General features: G+C 64.5%; 16 protein-coding genes. 7 read left to right on the plus strand and 9 right to left on the minus strand.

All coding sequences use genetic code 11. The features are described from left to right. Position 1 precedes the first annotated feature (1 nt). Both SPH52_RS15285 and dctP (SPH52_RS15290) read right to left on the minus strand, forming a co-directional pair. Positions 2–523: a TRAP transporter small permease subunit gene (locus SPH52_RS15285; protein ID WP_411795899.1), complete on the minus strand. Its 522-nt coding sequence runs from the start codon at positions 521–523 to the stop codon at positions 2–4. Positions 524–596: 73 nt separating this feature from the next. Beyond that, positions 597–1598, minus strand: coding sequence for a TRAP transporter substrate-binding protein DctP (dctP, locus tag SPH52_RS15290; protein ID WP_411795900.1), 1002 nt, complete (start codon positions 1596–1598; stop codon positions 597–599). Between the two features lie 171 nt (positions 1599–1769). Here dctP (SPH52_RS15290) and SPH52_RS15295 point away from each other — a divergent pair, with 171 nt between their 5' ends. Both SPH52_RS15295 and SPH52_RS15300 read left to right on the plus strand, forming a co-directional pair. After that, positions 1770–2453, plus strand: a complete 684-nt coding sequence (locus tag SPH52_RS15295) for a GntR family transcriptional regulator (protein WP_411795901.1) — start codon at positions 1770–1772, stop codon at positions 2451–2453. Between the two features lie 96 nt (positions 2454–2549). Then, positions 2550–4028: a protein adenylyltransferase SelO gene (locus SPH52_RS15300; RefSeq protein ID WP_411795902.1), complete on the plus strand. Its 1479-nt coding sequence runs from the start codon at positions 2550–2552 to the stop codon at positions 4026–4028. Positions 4029–4037: 9 nt separating this feature from the next. Here the strand turns inward: SPH52_RS15300 and SPH52_RS15305 are convergent, their stop codons facing one another. Continuing rightward, positions 4038–4952 (minus strand): LysR family transcriptional regulator, encoded by a 915-nt coding sequence (locus SPH52_RS15305; RefSeq protein WP_411795903.1) that lies wholly within the window; start codon positions 4950–4952, stop codon positions 4038–4040. A gap of 93 nt (positions 4953–5045) precedes the next feature. Here SPH52_RS15305 and kynA point away from each other — a divergent pair, with 93 nt between their 5' ends. Genes kynA through kynU form a run of 3 tightly spaced genes read left to right on the plus strand, consistent with a single transcriptional unit; the run spans position 5046 to position 7839 of the window. Then, entirely contained in the window at positions 5046–5918 is an 873-nt protein-coding gene (kynA, locus tag SPH52_RS15310) for a tryptophan 2,3-dioxygenase (RefSeq protein WP_411795904.1), read from the plus strand. Next, entirely contained in the window at positions 5915–6547 is a 633-nt protein-coding gene (gene kynB / locus SPH52_RS15315; protein ID WP_411795905.1) for an arylformamidase, read from the plus strand. Before kynA ends, kynB begins: the two co-directional genes overlap by 4 nt. A gap of 59 nt (positions 6548–6606) precedes the next feature. Next, entirely contained in the window at positions 6607–7839 is a 1233-nt protein-coding gene (gene kynU / locus SPH52_RS15320) for a kynureninase (protein WP_411795906.1), read from the plus strand. Between the two features lie 4 nt (positions 7840–7843). Here kynU and SPH52_RS15325 read toward each other — a convergent pair whose 3' ends face one another. The 6 genes from SPH52_RS15325 to SPH52_RS15350 form a co-directional block, all read right to left on the minus strand. Further along, a complete protein-coding gene (locus SPH52_RS15325) occupies positions 7844–9157 on the minus strand; it encodes a TRAP transporter large permease (RefSeq protein WP_411795907.1) in 1314 nt (437 codons plus the stop codon). Beyond that, positions 9157–9663: a TRAP transporter small permease gene (locus SPH52_RS15330; RefSeq protein WP_411795908.1), complete on the minus strand. Its 507-nt coding sequence runs from the start codon at positions 9661–9663 to the stop codon at positions 9157–9159. The genes SPH52_RS15325 and SPH52_RS15330 overlap by 1 nt, the downstream gene beginning before the upstream one ends. A 93-nt stretch (positions 9664–9756) precedes the next feature. Further along, positions 9757–10758 (minus strand): TRAP transporter substrate-binding protein DctP, encoded by a 1002-nt coding sequence (dctP, locus tag SPH52_RS15335; RefSeq protein ID WP_411795909.1) that lies wholly within the window; start codon positions 10756–10758, stop codon positions 9757–9759. A 61-nt stretch (positions 10759–10819) separates the two neighbouring features. Beyond that, positions 10820–11452 carry a 3-isopropylmalate dehydratase small subunit gene (gene leuD / locus SPH52_RS15340; RefSeq protein ID WP_411795910.1) on the minus strand — a complete coding sequence of 211 codons (633 nt, stop codon included), beginning with the start codon at positions 11450–11452 and terminating at the stop codon, positions 10820–10822. Next, positions 11452–12861: a 3-isopropylmalate dehydratase large subunit gene (gene leuC / locus SPH52_RS15345; protein WP_411795911.1), complete on the minus strand. Its 1410-nt coding sequence runs from the start codon at positions 12859–12861 to the stop codon at positions 11452–11454. The genes leuD and leuC overlap by 1 nt, the downstream gene beginning before the upstream one ends. Before the next feature lie 148 nt (positions 12862–13009). Then, entirely contained in the window at positions 13010–13822 is an 813-nt protein-coding gene (locus SPH52_RS15350; protein WP_411795912.1) for a GntR family transcriptional regulator, read from the minus strand. A 155-nt stretch (positions 13823–13977) separates the two neighbouring features. Between SPH52_RS15350 and SPH52_RS15355 the strand changes: the two genes are divergently transcribed. Together SPH52_RS15355 and SPH52_RS15360 are read left to right on the plus strand one after the other, a co-directional pair. Beyond that, on the plus strand, positions 13978–14364 hold the full coding sequence (locus tag SPH52_RS15355; protein WP_411795913.1) for a nuclear transport factor 2 family protein: 387 nt from the start codon (positions 13978–13980) through the stop codon (positions 14362–14364). A gap of 54 nt (positions 14365–14418) precedes the next feature. Further along, positions 14419–15294 (plus strand): oxaloacetate decarboxylase, encoded by an 876-nt coding sequence (locus SPH52_RS15360; protein ID WP_411795914.1) that lies wholly within the window; start codon positions 14419–14421, stop codon positions 15292–15294. Positions 15295–15306 lie beyond the last annotated feature (12 nt).

Raw genomic sequence — 15306 nt, forward strand, 5'->3', positions numbered from 1 at the left:
CTCACACCTCCCCGCGCAGGATTTCGGCGACGTACTGCAGCGAGAGCAGGCTGGTACCCACCGCCATTGGCAGCAGCCCCGGCCACAGCAGCGGATTCCACACCGTGCCGGTGCGCCAGTTGAACATGTAGGCCTCGATCACGTAGACCCAGGAGGCGTAAGCCAATGCCGCACAGAAGGCCAGGCCGATCAGCGCGGCCATCAGGCGCATGATCTTGCGCGCCAGCCCGCCCAGGGCATCGGGCAGGATGGTGATGGCCACATGGCCGCCGGTCATCAGCACGTAGGGGCTGCCCATCAGCATGGCACCGGTCACCGAGAACACCGTGAACTCGGTCTGCCAACTGGTACTCATGCCGAGCACGTAGCGGATGAAGACCATCTGGCAGATCACCGCTACGCCGGCGATGAACATTGCGGCCGCCAGATAGGCGCTGGCGCGGGACAGGGTATCCATCAGGCGAATATAGCCGCCGATGATACCGGATCGTTGAGCAAGGGATTGAGAGTGGGCCATGGCCATGCAGTCCTCCCGGGATTCGAAACGGGGGCCACCCATTGCGGGTGGCCCGGCATGCGCTGGGAAGGGCTGGGCGTCACTCGACGGCGAGAGCCGCGTCGATGATGGCCTGGCCGTTGGGCACGCTGTCGGCGAAGTTCTTGTAGGAGGTTTCGCGGGCGATCTCGAGCCAGGCGTTGTAGTCCTCCTCGCTCATGCGCACCACTTCGATGCCGTTCTGCTCGTAGACCTCGACCATCTTGGCGTCGATGGCGGCGGCTTCGGCGGCGAAAAATTCCTCGGCGGCTTTGCCGGCCTCCATCAGCGCGTTCTGCTGCTCTTCGTTGAGGCGCTGCCATACCTGTTCGGAGATCAGCACCGGTTCATACATGAACCACAGCGCGAAATCGCCCGGCTCGGTCAGGCACTCCACCTGTTCGTAGAGGCGAAAGGAGATGAACGACATCGACGAAGTATTGGCGGCGTCCAGTACGCCGGTCTGCATGGCGGTGTAAACCTCCGAGGAGGGCATGGAAGCGATGGAGGCGCCGGCAGCCTGCAGCATCTGCTCGAAGGCAGGGCCGGCAGCACGGATGTTCTGGCCGCGTACGGTGTCGGGGGAGGTGATGCACTGCTCGCTGGAGGCGAAGCCGCCGGATAGCCAGGCATCGGCCAGCACCCTGGCGCCGTTGTCCTGGATCACCTGCTTGATCAGGTCCATGTATTCCGACTCGTTGAGCCGCTGGGCGTGCTCGTGGTTGCGTACCAGCCCCGGCATCAAGGTGGCGGAGAACTCAGGATGGCGTCCGCTGGCGTAGTCGAGCGGCAGAGCGGTGATATCGAGGCGGCCGCGTACCAGGGCGCCCCACTGTTCGTTGGCCTTGAACAGCGACTGGCCGGGGTAGACCTGGATTTCGAGGCCCACGTCGGCTTCGGCCACTTGGCGGGCCATCATCTGCACCATCTCGTCGCGCACGTCACCCTGGCCACCGGGGAACTGGTGCGAGGCGCGCAGTACGGTATTGGCAGAGGCGGCACTGCTGAAGGCGATGGCCAGGCCGAGAGCTGCGGCGAAAGCGGGTAGGATATGGCGTTGCATTTGGCGTCTCCACGGGGGTTGTTCTTATGTAGGAGTTGGTTTGTGTAATGTTTATCAGCTGCGCTGATATATACTTCAATAGCCCTTGCGTATACTGATGTCAAATCCGTTACAGTTAAAAGATGCTCTGAATGTCCGTTCGAGAGACGCCGCGAAGGAAGGAGGGTGACCATGACTAGCCCCAAGCGCTCGAGTGCACAGCGCCTGCGAGATTCGCTGGAGAACGCCATCATCAACGGGCGCCTGGCACCCGGTGAGAGGCTCGATCCCGAAGCGCTGGGCCGTGAGTTCAACGTCTCACGCACGCCGGTGCGCGAGGCGATCCAGCAGCTCGTGGCGAGCGGGCTGGTCACGGTCACGCCGAAGAAGGGCACCTTCGTGGCCAAGGTGGGTATCGATCAGTTGATCGAGATGTTCGAGGTCATGGCCGAGCTGGAGGCCATGTGCGGGCGCCTGGCGGCGCGGCGTATCAACGACGCGGAGCTGGCCGAGCTGCGCGGCGCGCTGGAGCGCTGCGAGGCCGCTGCCCTGGCTGGTGACACCGACGAGTACTACTACGAGAACGAGGCCTTCCACGACTGTATCTATCGCGCCAGCCACAACACCTTTCTGCTGGGTGAAGCGCGGCAGCTCAAGCAGCGGCTCAAGCCTTACCGGCGCTTGCAACTGCAGGTACGTCAGCGCATGCATAGCTCGCTGAGCGAGCACCGGACCGTGGTAGCCGCCATCGAAGCCGGTGACCCGGCGGCGGCGGAGCACGCCCTGCGCGATCATGTTTTGATCCAGGGCGAGCGCTTCAGCGATTTCGTGGCCAGCATTCGTGAGCTCGAGCGTCCGGTCTCCGCTACCGGCTAGTCGCTTGCAACCAGCCGCTTGTAAGGGGATGCAAAGACTCTCGATTTTCGCCCGACGCCCACCTACAGTGACGGCAGGAACGTCAGTGGAGTCACCATGTTTCCCCCCTTCACCCTTCGCTATGCCCGTCTGCCGGAACGCTTCTATGCGCACTTCGAGCCGGTGCCCGTGCGTGAGCCGCACCTGATTGCCTTCAACCGGCCGCTGGCCGAGGCGCTCGGCTTCGAGCTATCCGCTTTCGATGCCGAAGAGGCGGCGGTGTGGTTTTCCGGCAACGTAGTGCCGCGCGGCGCCGAGCCGCTGGCGCAAGCCTATGCCGGGCATCAGTTCGGCGGCTTCGTGCCGCAGCTGGGCGATGGACGTGCCGTACTGCTCGGTGAGGTGACCGACCGCGACGGCCGGCTGCGCGACATCCAGCTCAAGGGGGCCGGGCGCACGCCCTTTTCCCGCGGCGGCGATGGGCGCTCGCCGCTGGGGCCGGTGCTGCGCGAGTACCTGGTCAGCGAGGCGATGCATGCCATGGGCATTCCCTCCACCCGGGCGCTTGCCGCGGTTGCCACCGGTGAGCGCGTCATGCGCGGCATACCCGAGCCGGGGGCGATCCTCACCCGGGTGGCGGCCAGCCATATCCGCGTGGGCACCTTCCAGTACTTCGCTGCCCGTGGCGACCTGGAAGGCGTGCGCGAGCTGGCCGATCACGTCATCGAGCGCCACTATCCCGAACTCGCCAGGCGTGAGGGCGGCGAGCGCTACCTGGGGCTGCTGGAAGCGGTGCAGGCACGCCAGGCGGCCTTGATCGCCAAGTGGATGGGCGTCGGCTTCATCCACGGAGTGATGAATACCGACAATACCTCGGTCTCGGGTGAGACCATCGACTTCGGCCCCTGCGCCTTCATGGAGCAGTACGACCCCAGGATGGTGTTCAGCTCCATCGACGAAGGCGGGCGCTACGCCTACGCCAACCAGCCGTGGATCGCCCAGTGGAACCTGGCGCGGCTGGCCGAGACTTTGCTGCCCTTGATCGATGAGGATGGCGACAAGGCAGTGGAGCGAGCCACCGAGCTGCTGCAGCGCTTCGCCGAGCAGTACGAAGCCGAATGGCTCGATGTGATGCGCGCCAAGCTCGGCCTGGAGCGGGCACAGCCCGGCGACAAGGCGCTGATCGAAGCGCTCCTGGCGACCATGCATCGTGGCCGTGCCGACTTCACCCTGACCTTCCGCCACCTGGCGGATGCCGCCGAGACCCCCGAGGCGGAAGCCACCGTCGAGGCGCTGTTCGAACGCCCCGATGAGATCGCCGGATGGCTTGCGGATTGGCGCGAGCGCCTTGCCCAGGAGCTATGGACCGAGGAGGAACGGGCGCAGCGCATGCGTCTGGCCAACCCGGCCTTCATCCCGCGCAATCATCGCGTGCAGCAGGCGCTCACCGCGGCCATGGACGAGAACGACTTCGCCCCCTTCGAGACGCTGCTCGATGTCGTCACCCACCCCTTCGACGATCAGCCCGGCCGCGAGGAGTACACGCGACCGGCTGAACCCACCGAACGGGTCTTCCGTACGTTTTGCGGAACCTGAGGCTGCACTTTATTCGCCCTCTCGGCGATTTGTGATGACGGCATGTAGCGTATGCGCCAGGGCCCCTGCCGCCGAGCCCCCGGCTTCTCCCTGGCGCATGACCAGGTACCAGTTCAGGTAGAGCCCTCGCTCGGTCAGAGCGATCGAGGCCAGGTCGCCCGCCGCTAGATACGACGCCAGTGTCCAGGCCGGCAAAACGCTGACCCCCAGGCCATGACGCACCAGGCTCAGCACGGCCTCGGTCACCCCGGCGCTTATCACCCGGGCCGGCAGTACGCCGGCGGGACTGAACAGCTGTTCGTACTCGCGGCCCTTCTCCGGTGTGGTGTGATAGGCGATATAGGGCTCGGCGGCAACTTCCTCGGCACTGGCCCAGTCGCGCCGTGCCAGTGCGTGACCATGGGTCACTACCAGGCGCAGCTCGTCGCGGCGCAGCAAGATGGCCTCGAACCCGGTGGGCGGATGGCTGCCGGCAACCAGGACCAGATCCACATGGCCGCGCCTGAGCGCGCGGCAGGGCTCCAGCGAGACGTCCGGGACGATTTCCACACCGATACTTGGATGGTTGGCGGCGAAGGCGGCCAGGCAGTCGGGCAGCCAGTGGTAGCCGCCGCACGCCTCCACGCCCAGGCGCACTACCTCTTCGATGCCTACCGACAACCAATGGATATCGCGCTCGGTGCGCTCCAGCTCGGCCAGCACACCGCGGGCGGCGTGCAACAGCCGCCGACCCGCCTGTGTCGGATTCAGCCGCCGCTGACCTCGGGTGAACAGTGCGGCCCCCAGCAGGCGCTCAGCTTCCTTGAGTCGATGGCTAAGTGCCGACTGGGTCAGGCCGAGCTGCACGGCGGCATCGGACATGCTGCCGGCATCGGCGATAGCCACCATCATCTGCATCTGGCGAGTGCTGAGGCGTGTCGTCATATTATTTTATTTCATGGAAAGATGTCTTTTTATCAAATTTCAATGTCTCCAGCACCTTCGTACACTGACGGAAAGACGCGGTGGAGAATGACCATGACCAGGCACGATGAATCCCCGGTGCGCAGCGCCACGGTGGATCTGACACAAGAGGCGGTGCACTGGGACCAGCCGATGAGCTATGGCGAGTACCTGCAACTGGGGCCGCTGTTGTCCGCGCAGCAGCCGGGCACCGATGAGCACGACGAAATGCTGTTCATCGTCATCCATCAAGTCTCGGAGCTGTGGCTCAAGCAGTGCCTGCACGAGGCCCATGCGGCTGCCGCCCACATTGCTGCCGATCGGCTGCGCCCGGCGTTCAAGATGCTGACGCGAGTGGCGCGGATCCAGGCCCAGATGATCAGCGCCTGGGAGGTGCTGGTGACCCTGACGCCGGCGGATTACGCACGCTTTCGCGACAGCCTGGGGCAGAGCTCCGGCTTTCAGTCGTATCAGTACCGCGAGCTGGAGTTCCTGCTCGGCAACAAGAACGCCGTCATGGTCGAGGTGCACCGCCGTCATCCCGAGCGCTACCGGCGGCTCAGCGAGGTGCTGCACGCACCGAGCCTCTACGACGTCAGCCTGCAGCTGCTGGCCCGGCGTGGCTTCGCAATCCCGGATTCGGTCGTCGAGCGCGACTGGTCGGAGCCCTATCGACCCTGTGCCGCGGTGGAGCAGGCCTGGGCTTCGATCTACCGTGACACCGAACATCATTGGGAACTGTATGAGCTGGCCGAGAAGCTGGTCGACACCGAGTACCACTTCCATCAGTGGCGCTTCAGCCACCTCAAGACCGTGGAGCGTATCATCGGACAGAAACCCGGAACCGGCGGCACCGGTGGCGTCTCCTTCCTGGCCAAGGCGCTGGAGCTGCAGTTCTTCCCCGAACTGTGGTCGGTGCGCACCACTCTCGAGGAGGGTGCCTCATGAGCCGGCTCTACGATATCTCCCAGCCGCTGCGCCCCGGCATGCCGGTGTGGCCCGGTGATACGCCTTTTGTCCACGAGCCGACCTGGGTGCTCGGCGACCAGTGTCCGGTCAACGTCTCACGTCTGGTGCTCTCCACCCACACCGGTACCCATGCCGATGCGCCGTGCCACTACGCCGCCGAGGGGCAAGCCATCGATGCGGTGGACTTGGCGAAATACATCGGCTCCTGCGTGGTGCTCGACATGCGCCATGCCGGACCGAGGGTCGAGCCTGAGCACCTGCTGCCCGTGCTTCCGGAAAGGGTAGAGCGGGTACTGCTGCGCACCTGGGAGCATTTTCCCCATGACGAATGGCGCAGCGACTTCATCACGCTGGCGCCGGAGAGCATCGACCTGCTGGCCGAGCGAGGTGCAAGGCTGATCGGCGTGGACAGCCCTTCCCTCGACCCCGAGGTGGACAGCCGGCTGCTGGCGCACTGGCGCGTGCACCACCATGGCATGGCGATTCTCGAAGGGCTGGTGCTGGACGCGGTGCCGCCCGGCCGCTACGAGCTGATTGCCCTGCCACTCAAGCTGGCCGGGGCCGACGCCTCGCCGGTGCGTGCGCTGCTGCGCGAACTTGATAGATAGCTGCGCGCGCTGATTGATCACCGCTTTCTTGATCCCTGTTTCCCTTGCTGGAGCCGACCATGCCCCTGACTCTCGATGATGTCCGTGAGCTGGACCGCCAGGACCCGCTGGCCTCTTTCAAGTCCCGCTTTGCCCTGCCCGCCGGAACGATCTATCTCGACGGCAACTCCCTGGGGGCTCAGCCGAGCGCTGCGGTGGAAGCCGTCAATGGCCTGATGACGCAGTGGCGCGATTCGCTGATCCAGGGCTGGAACCAGGGCTGGTTCGACGCGCCGGAGCGGCTCGGCGATCGGCTGGCGCCGCTGCTGGGAGCCGGGCCGGGCGAGGCGTTGGTCACCGACACCATCACCCACAACATCTTCAAGCTGCTGGGCTATATCACTGAAGGGCAGGGCCGGGCGCGCCCGGTGATTCTCAGCGAAGGGGGCAACTTTCCCACCGACGGCTACATCGCCCAGGGCTTCTGCCGCTTCGGCGGCTTCGAGCACCGGGTAGTGTCGGAAGGCGAGGCGCTGGATGTGTATCTCGACGACCGGGTGGCGGCGGTGGTGCTCAGCCACGTGCACTATCGCACCGGCAGGCTGCGCGACATGGCAGCGATCACCCGGCAGGTGCATGCCAGCGGCGCCGAGGTCATCTGGGACCTGGCCCACTCGGCCGGCGCACTGCCCGTCGAGCTGGCGGCCTGCGGGGTACGCTATGCCGTGGGCTGTACCTACAAGTACCTCAACGGCGGCCCCGGGGCGCCGGCCTTCCTCTATGTGCAGCGCGACTGCCAAGCGCTGGGCTGGCAGCCGCTATCGGGCTGGCTGGGTCACGCAGCGCCCTTTGCCTTCGAAGCCGATTACGCGCCGGCACCGGGCATCTCGCGCTTTCGTACCGGCACCCATTCGCCGCTGGCCTTTGCGGCACTGGAGGCGTCGCTGACGCTGTGGCAGGAGGTGGACCTCGCTCAGCTGCGGCGCAAGAGCCAGCGCTTGATCGAGCTGTTTCGCGAGTCGCTGGCCGGCTGCCTTGAGGAGCACGGCATCAGTGACATCACGCCGGACGAGGCACAGCGCGGTAGTCAGGTGGGGTTGGTGGCCCCAAACGATGGCTATGCCATCGTCCAGGCGCTGATCGAGCGCGGGGTGATTGGCGACTACCGCGAGCCGGGGCTGATGCGCTTCGGCTTCGCGCCTCTCTACCTGAGCCATGAGGACGTCTGGCAGGCGGCCCGGCACCTGCGTGAGGTGCTGGCCGAAGGCGAGTATCTCGCCCCGCGCTTTCAGCAGCGCGGGGCGGTGACCTGAGGGGCTAGTTGATCATCCCAGGTAGCCAGGTGGCGATGCCGGGGAATACGATCAGCAGCGCGACCAGCAGCATCGAACAGAGGATATAGGGGATCGCCGCGGAATATATCTCGCGCATGGTGGTGCCCTTGGGCGCCACTCCCTTCATCACGAACAGCAACAGTCCCAGCGGCGGAGTTGAAAAGCTGATCTCCAGCGCCAGCAGCATGATGATGCCGAACCAGATCGGGTCGAAGCCGAGCACCTGAGCCAGCGGGAAGAAGAACGGCACCGTCAGCATCATGATCGAGATCTGCTCCATGAAGGTGCCGAGCACCAGCAGCACGGCGAACATCGCCAACAGCATCAGAATCGGCGCCAGGTCGAAGCTGGTGGCCCACTGGATCAGCCCGCTGGAGGCGCCGGAGAACGCCAGCAGCTGGCTGAAGGTGGCCGAGCCGAACACGATCAGGTAGGCCATCAGTGTGACCTTCAATGCGCCGATCACCGAGAGCTTGAACGCCTCCCAGGTCATGCAGCGAAAGATCACCGCCAGCACGATGGCGCCCAGGGCACCGAACGCCGCCGCCTCTGAGGGGGTGGCGAAGCCCAGCAGCATCAGCGCCACGATGAATACCATCACGCTGATCATCGGCAGGATATCGGTGAGCACCAGCAGCAGCTTCTTGCCTAGCGGTACGGGCTCCAGCGCGTAGTTGGGCGCCGCATCCGGATCCAGCCGGGTCTGGATCCAGATCGTGGCGATGTAGAACCCGGCCAGCACCAGGCCCGGCATGATGCCGGCGATCAGCAGGGCGCCGATGTCGACCTTGGCCAGGGTGGCCAGCAGTACGGCCAGCGCCGAAGGCGGAATGATGATGGCAAGCCCGCCGGTACCGAGAATCGGACCGATGGTCATGCGCTTCTTGTAGCCGCGACGCTCCATCTCTGGCACCAGCAGCGAACCCATCAGTGCGGTGGAACCCATCGACGATCCGCTGAGGGTGGAGAAGCCGGTGCCGCCCACCACGGTGACGTAGGAGAGCCGCCCGGGCACCTTGCCCATCAGCTGGTCGATGGCGTTGAACATGCGCATGCCCAGGCCGGTGCGGAAGAACAGCTCGCCCATCAGCAGGAACAGCGGAATCGGCACCAGGTTGAAGCTGGAGAGGGCGCCGAAGCCGTTGTTGAGCAACTGGATGAGCCCGTTCTGGCCGCCCATGAAGTGCCAGGCGCCAATGACGTTGGCGGCGAGGAAGGCCAGGGCGATCGGCGTGCCGATGGCCATGAAGCCGAGAATCAGGGCCAGCAGGAAGGCCAGGGCCAGATACCATTCCATTATTCCTTGATCCCCGCTTCGCCGCTGTGAAGGATGTCGCGCCCGATCACGAAGCGAGCGAATTCGATGGCCATCATGAAGAAACACACCGGGTAGGCGATGGTGAGGATCCATTTCGGCACGAAGAAGGCACGCACGTCATAGTCGTTGCGCGCCAGATTCATCGACACCAGGTCATACCCCTTCCAGGCCAGCACCACGCAGACTGCCACGCACAGCAGCGCCACCAGGCGGCTCAGCACCTGAAGCGCTATGGGTGGCAATATCGAGGTGAGCAGTTCGATATGTACGTGGCCCTTGTGCCGAACCAGCCAGGGTGCGCCCAGCAGGGTCAGGTAGAACATGGCGTACTCGGTGGAGAGGAAGAACCACGCCGAGGGCTGCAGGCCCAGGTTGCGGATCACCACCGAGAGCACGATGGCGACCATCAGCCACACCAGCATGATGGCGGCGGCAAGGGCCATGCCGTTGAGCAGCAGTAGATAAGCACGACTGGCGTAACGCATAGATATCCCCGGGCGCGATGAAGGCAGCGACAAGCCGGCAAAGACGAGCCGTTGAGAGTGGGCCGGCCGCCAGCGATGGCCGGCCCGCTCGGCTTACAGGTCGTTGAACTTCTCGATCAGCTCTTCGTAGTGCTCGAGGCCCGTGGGGTGGCGCTCCATCTGGCGGCGCATGCGCTCCCAGGTAGCTTCGCGGGCGGCCTCGGAGAAGCGTTCGCCGGCCTCGCCTTCCAGGCGGAAGACCTGCATGCCGTCGGCTTCCAGCTCGGCCTGCTGCTCTTCGGCCAGCACTTCGAAACGCTCGGCGCTCTCGCGCTCATGTTCGATCGCCACTTCCTGCAGGAGCTCGCGGGCCTCCTCGCTCAGGCCGTTCCAGCTGTCGAGGTTGACGATCACGCCCATGTCGGTGGAGAAGAAATCGGGGTCGATTCGGTAGTTGAGGAAGCGATCCCAGTTGAGGTCCTTCAGGCCGATCTGGGTCCAACCGGTGGCGTTGACCACGTTGCGCTCCAGCGCCGAGTAGACGTCGGTGGTCGGCAGGCTGATCGGCTGGGCGCCCAGGTAGTCCTGAAAGAAGGCGTCATACACTGGGTTGCTGCGCAGGGTCATGCCCGACACGCTGAGATTGCCTTCGCCGTCCAGCTGCGGCTCGTTGATGGTGTAGAGGTTGTAGCTCACGCCGCTGTCGAACCAGCCCAGGTAGTAGACCCCCATCTTGTCCTGGTGGATCTGGTTGAGCAGGTCGATGCCGCCATTCTCGCGGGCGAAGATGGCATTGGTGTTGGAGGCCACCATGGCGTCTCGCTCGGGCACGGTGCCGGCATAGAAGCTCGCTGCGGTGTAGGCCATGTCGACCACGCCGTTGCGCACGGCGTCGGGCTGCTCGGAGAGGCCGATCACCTCGGGGCCGCCACGCACGTCGATCTGCACCACGCCCTCGCCGCGTTCGTTCACCTTGTCGACGAACTCGAGGAAGCTCTGGGTGTAGATCAGCGAAGGTGGAAAGGCGTGAACGGCGCTGAGGCGTTCAACGGCCAGGGCATGGCCGGAAGCTACCAGGGCGGCCAGGCTCAGGGAAACGACGAGAGGCTTGTTCATGGTTGTTCTCCTTGTTTACGGCGTCGGTTGTCCTGCGGTGTTGTTGAGTCCCTAGGGGGCTTCAGCTCCGCGCGATCAACTGTGATGGCATGGTGTCGAGCCAGGGGCGTTGGCTGGCATAGCGGTTGACGAAACGTTCGATTTCGTCGGCGTGCTGCCGGGTCATGTCGATGTCGTCCCAGCCGTTGAGCAGCTTGGTGCGCCAGGTAGGAGAGATCGCGAAACCGACGCTCAGTTCGCCGGTAACGATGCGCTGCGCTTCCAAATCGATGTGCAGCGCCCCAGGGGCTTCGCCCAGCGCGGCGAGCAGCGCTTCGGCGTCCTCTTCGCTGACCGTGGCGGGCAGCAGCCCGTTGTTGACCGCGTTGGAGGCGAAGATGTCGCCGAAGCTCGGTGCGACCACGCAGCGAAAGCCGAAGTCCACCAGCGCATAGACGGCCGCCTCCCGCGAAGAACCGGCGCCGAAGTTGCGCCGCGCCACCAGAGTTCTTGCCTGCGCCGCCTGCGGGTGGTTGAGGATGAACTCCTCGACCGGCCGGCCGTTCTCGTCGTGACGCAGGTCGTGCAGCAGGAACTGGCCATAGCCAATGCTGCGTGGCTCCTTCATGAAGCGCGCCGGAATCAGCTGGTCGGTGTCGACGTTGGCCAGCGGCAGCGGGCAGGCCAGGGCGTCGAGAGTCTCGATCGGTTCCATCATTGGGCTCCTGACAGCTCGCGCACGTCGGCCAGGCGGCCGGCCACGGCGGCTGCAGCCACCATGGCCGGGGACATCAGGTGGGTCCTGGCGCCCGGACCCTGACGGCCCTTGAAGTTACGGTTGGTGGTGGAGGCGCAGCGTTCGCCGGGTGGTACCAGATCTCCGTTCATGCCCACGCACATGGAGCAGCCCGATTCACGCCACTCGAGGCCCGCCTCGCGAAACACCGCATCCAGGCCTTCGGCTTCCGCCTGCTGCTTCACTTGGGTCGAGCCAGGAGAGACGATGCCCGGTACCTTGCTGCGGCGGCCACGCAGCACGGCAGCCGCGGAGCGCAGGTCCTCCAAGCGGGCATTGGTGCAGGAGCCGATGAAGACCCGGTCGATGACGATGTCGGTGAGCCTCTGGCCGGGCTTGAGCCCCATGTAGCCGAGGCTGTCGCGCAACTGGCGAGCCTTGCCGGCATCGCTCTGATCGGCCGGGTCGGGCACTCGGGCGTCGATGGGCAGTGCCTCTTCCGGCGAAACGCCCCAGGTCACGGTGGGGGAGATCTCGCCAGCCACCAGCGTCACTTCGCGGTCGAAGCGGGCATCGGCGTCGCTTTTCAGCGTGTGCCAGTAGGCCAGCGCCTGCTCCCGGCGTTCTCCTTTCGGGGCGAAGGGGCGTTCACGCAGGTAGGCGAAGGTGGTCTCGTCGGGGGCGATCATGCCGCAGCGGGCGCCGCCCTCGATGGAGAGGTTGCACAGCGTCAGGCGCGCTTCCATCGACAGGCTGCGAATGGCGCTGCCGGCATACTCGATGGCATAGCCGCGGGCACCGTCGGCACCCAGGCGAGCGATCCAGGTCAGGGCGATGTCCTTGGCGGTAATGCCGGGAGACAGTTCGCCCTCTACGGTCAGACGCATCTTCTTCGGTCGGCTCTGCCACAGTGTCTGAGTCGCCAGCACGTGGGCGACTTCCGAGGCACCGATACCGAAGGCGATGCTGCCAAAGGCGCCGTGGGTGGAGGTATGGCTGTCGCCACACACCATCAGCAGTCCAGGCTGGGTCAATCCCTGCTCGGGGCCAAGCACGTGCACGATACCCTGACGCGGGTCGTCGAGGCCGAACAGGGTGATGCCGTGCTTGCGAGCGTTAGCGGAGAGCTGTTCGATCATGCCGCGTACCTTGGGGTCGACGATATCGTCGAGCCGCCGGGTCAGGGTCGGTACGTAGTGGTCGGCAATGCCGAAGGTCAAATCGGGACGCGCCACCGTCAGTTCGCGCTCATGCAGCTTGTTGAAGGCGTGGAAGGAGCCTTCGTGCACGAAGTGGCGGTCGATCCACAGCAGGCTCTGGCCGCTTTCGCTGCGCAGAATCTCGTGGGCATCCCACACCTTGTCGAACAGGGTCGTTGGCATTGTCATGTCGGTCGCTTCAACGGGGTTGCATCATTCTTGTATCGCTATCCTTCATACAACTATCCCAGACCAATATCTCAGGTCAAATGTATTTTATTGCCTTTTTTATATGTATTAAAAATAGAACATATGCTCAGATGGATTGGCTGCCGGTTCACGCCTCATGCTCGGTTTCCTCACGCTGGGGTTCCGGTGTCATGGGCTCCCAGTAGCGAGCCGCCTCGTCGCCGGTGCGATTGAGGTCGATCTGGATGCGGTAGCGGTCGGGGCGGTAAAGCGCATCGAGGTGCTCCACACCGCGGCCCTCTTCGTCATACACCACTCGGGTGAGGGCGATCAGCGGTGAACCCACCGAGACGTCCAGCGCTTCTGCCACCTCATGAGTCGCCAGGCTGGCGGAGATGGTCTGAGCGGCGTGGTCGACCTTCACGCCGCTGCGCTCAAGCAAGGCGAACAGCGGCGTCTGTGACAGGTCCGCCTCGTTGTAGTGCAGGGCGATGTACTCCGGTACATGGGTCACCAGATAGGAGAACGGCTTGCCGTCGGCCATGCGCACACGAATCGAGCGCTGTACCTTGTCGCCCTCGCGCAGCCCCAGGCTCTCGCGCACCGGCTCCGGCGGCTTGACGTAGCAGAACTCCAGCAGCCGCACCCGCGAGGCCTTGCTCATCTTGACCATGTTGGGCAGCAGGTTGGCGACGCTGGCGGTCATCACCGTGGCGTCCAGCGGCTGCTCCAGCACCACGGTGCCGAGCCCCGGCTTGCGCGCTACCAGCCCTGCTTCGTCGAGCGCCTGCATGGCACGCCTGACCGTGACCCGCGATACGCCGTACTGCTCCGCCAGCTTCAGCTCTCCGGGCAGCTTGCGCCCTGGTGCCAGTCGACCGCTGAGAATCGCATCCTTGAGCAGCAGATAGATGCGATGGGACTTGGTGCCCCCAAGGGAATTCGCATGCGTATCGTTCATGGTTCGGTCCTTGTACGTTGTTGCCGGCGTAGTAAAGCGCTTGACGCGAGACGTTAAGTAGACATAGAAATGTATTATGCATAGGACAAGTTGCTGTGCCATGCAATTCGAAGAATAGCGCCAAACAACGATAAAGGCTCTCCTGGAGAAGACCCATGCCAGTCGATACGCCCGCCGCCTCCTCCGTGGGGCTCGTGCGAACTTTCCTCGCGGCCATGGAAGCACGCGATCTCGAACGTGCCGGTGCCTTGCTCGGCGCAGATTTCATCATGGTCTTTCCCGGGAGTGGCGTGATGCATCGACTCGAAGAGCTGGTGGTGTGGGCCGCTGAACGCTACCGCTTCGTACACAAGCGCATCGCGGCCGTGGAAGCCTGTGACCGGGGCGAATTCATTGCCGTGTTCTGTCATGGCGAACTCGACGGTGAATGGCTCGACGGCAGTCCTTTTGCAGGCGTGCGCTTCATCGACCGCTTCGAAGTACGCCACGGCCGGATAGTGCGCCAGCAGGTCTGGAACGACCTGGCGTTGGCACGGCCCTGAGCGGACCTTCCACCTCCTTTCCGATTTCCCGAACATGCGAGGAACCCACCTGCCATGACTCTTCACGCCAGCGAATTGAAGGCCAGGCTGCATGCCCCCGAGATCGTCGTTGCGCCGGGTGTCTATGATGCTCTGAGTGCTTCCCTTGCCGCCGACGCCGGTTTCGACACCGTGTACCTTTCCGGAGCCAGCATCGCCTATACCCAGCTTGGCCGTCCCGATATCGGCCTGGTCAGCGTGAGCGAGGTCAATGACGTGATGTCGCACATCCGCGAGCGTACCGAACTGTCGGTTGTGGTCGACTGCGACACCGGCTTCGGCAACGCCATGAACGTGATGCGCAGCGTGTGCATGCTGGAGCGTGCGGGAGCCAATGCCATCCAGTTGGAAGACCAGACCTACCCCAAGCGCTGCGGCCACCTGCGCGGCAAGACGCTGGTACCCGAGGACGAGATGGTGGGCAAGCTCAAGGCCGCGCTTGACGCCCGCGCAAGCGACGCGACCCTGATCATCGGGCGCACCGACGCCGTGGCGGTGGAGGGCACCGCGCGGGCTATCGAGCGCGCCCATGCCTACCGCGAAGCCGGGGTCGACATGTTGTTCATCGAAGGCATTCGTAGCGACGATGATATCGCCAGGATCATGGCCGAGTTCCGCGGCCAGATCCCGATCATGGCCAACATGGTGGAGGGCGGCGATACGCCGCTGCAGAACGCCCAGGCGCTGCAGGAACTGGGTTTCTCTCTGGTGATCTTCCCCGGGGCCCTGGTGCGTGCCTTCACTCATATGGCGGGGCAGTTCTTCGACACTCTGCGCCGCGACGGCACCACCGACGCCTTCCGCGAACGCATGCTCGACTTCAGCCAGCTCAACGAGGTGCTCGGCACCCGCAAGATGCTCGAGTTGGGCGAGAAGTACGACGGCCGCTGACGCCAAGAACAA

Source organism: Halomonas sp. A29 (genome assembly GCF_046723295.1).
Lineage (GTDB): Bacteria > Pseudomonadota > Gammaproteobacteria > Pseudomonadales > Halomonadaceae > Halomonas.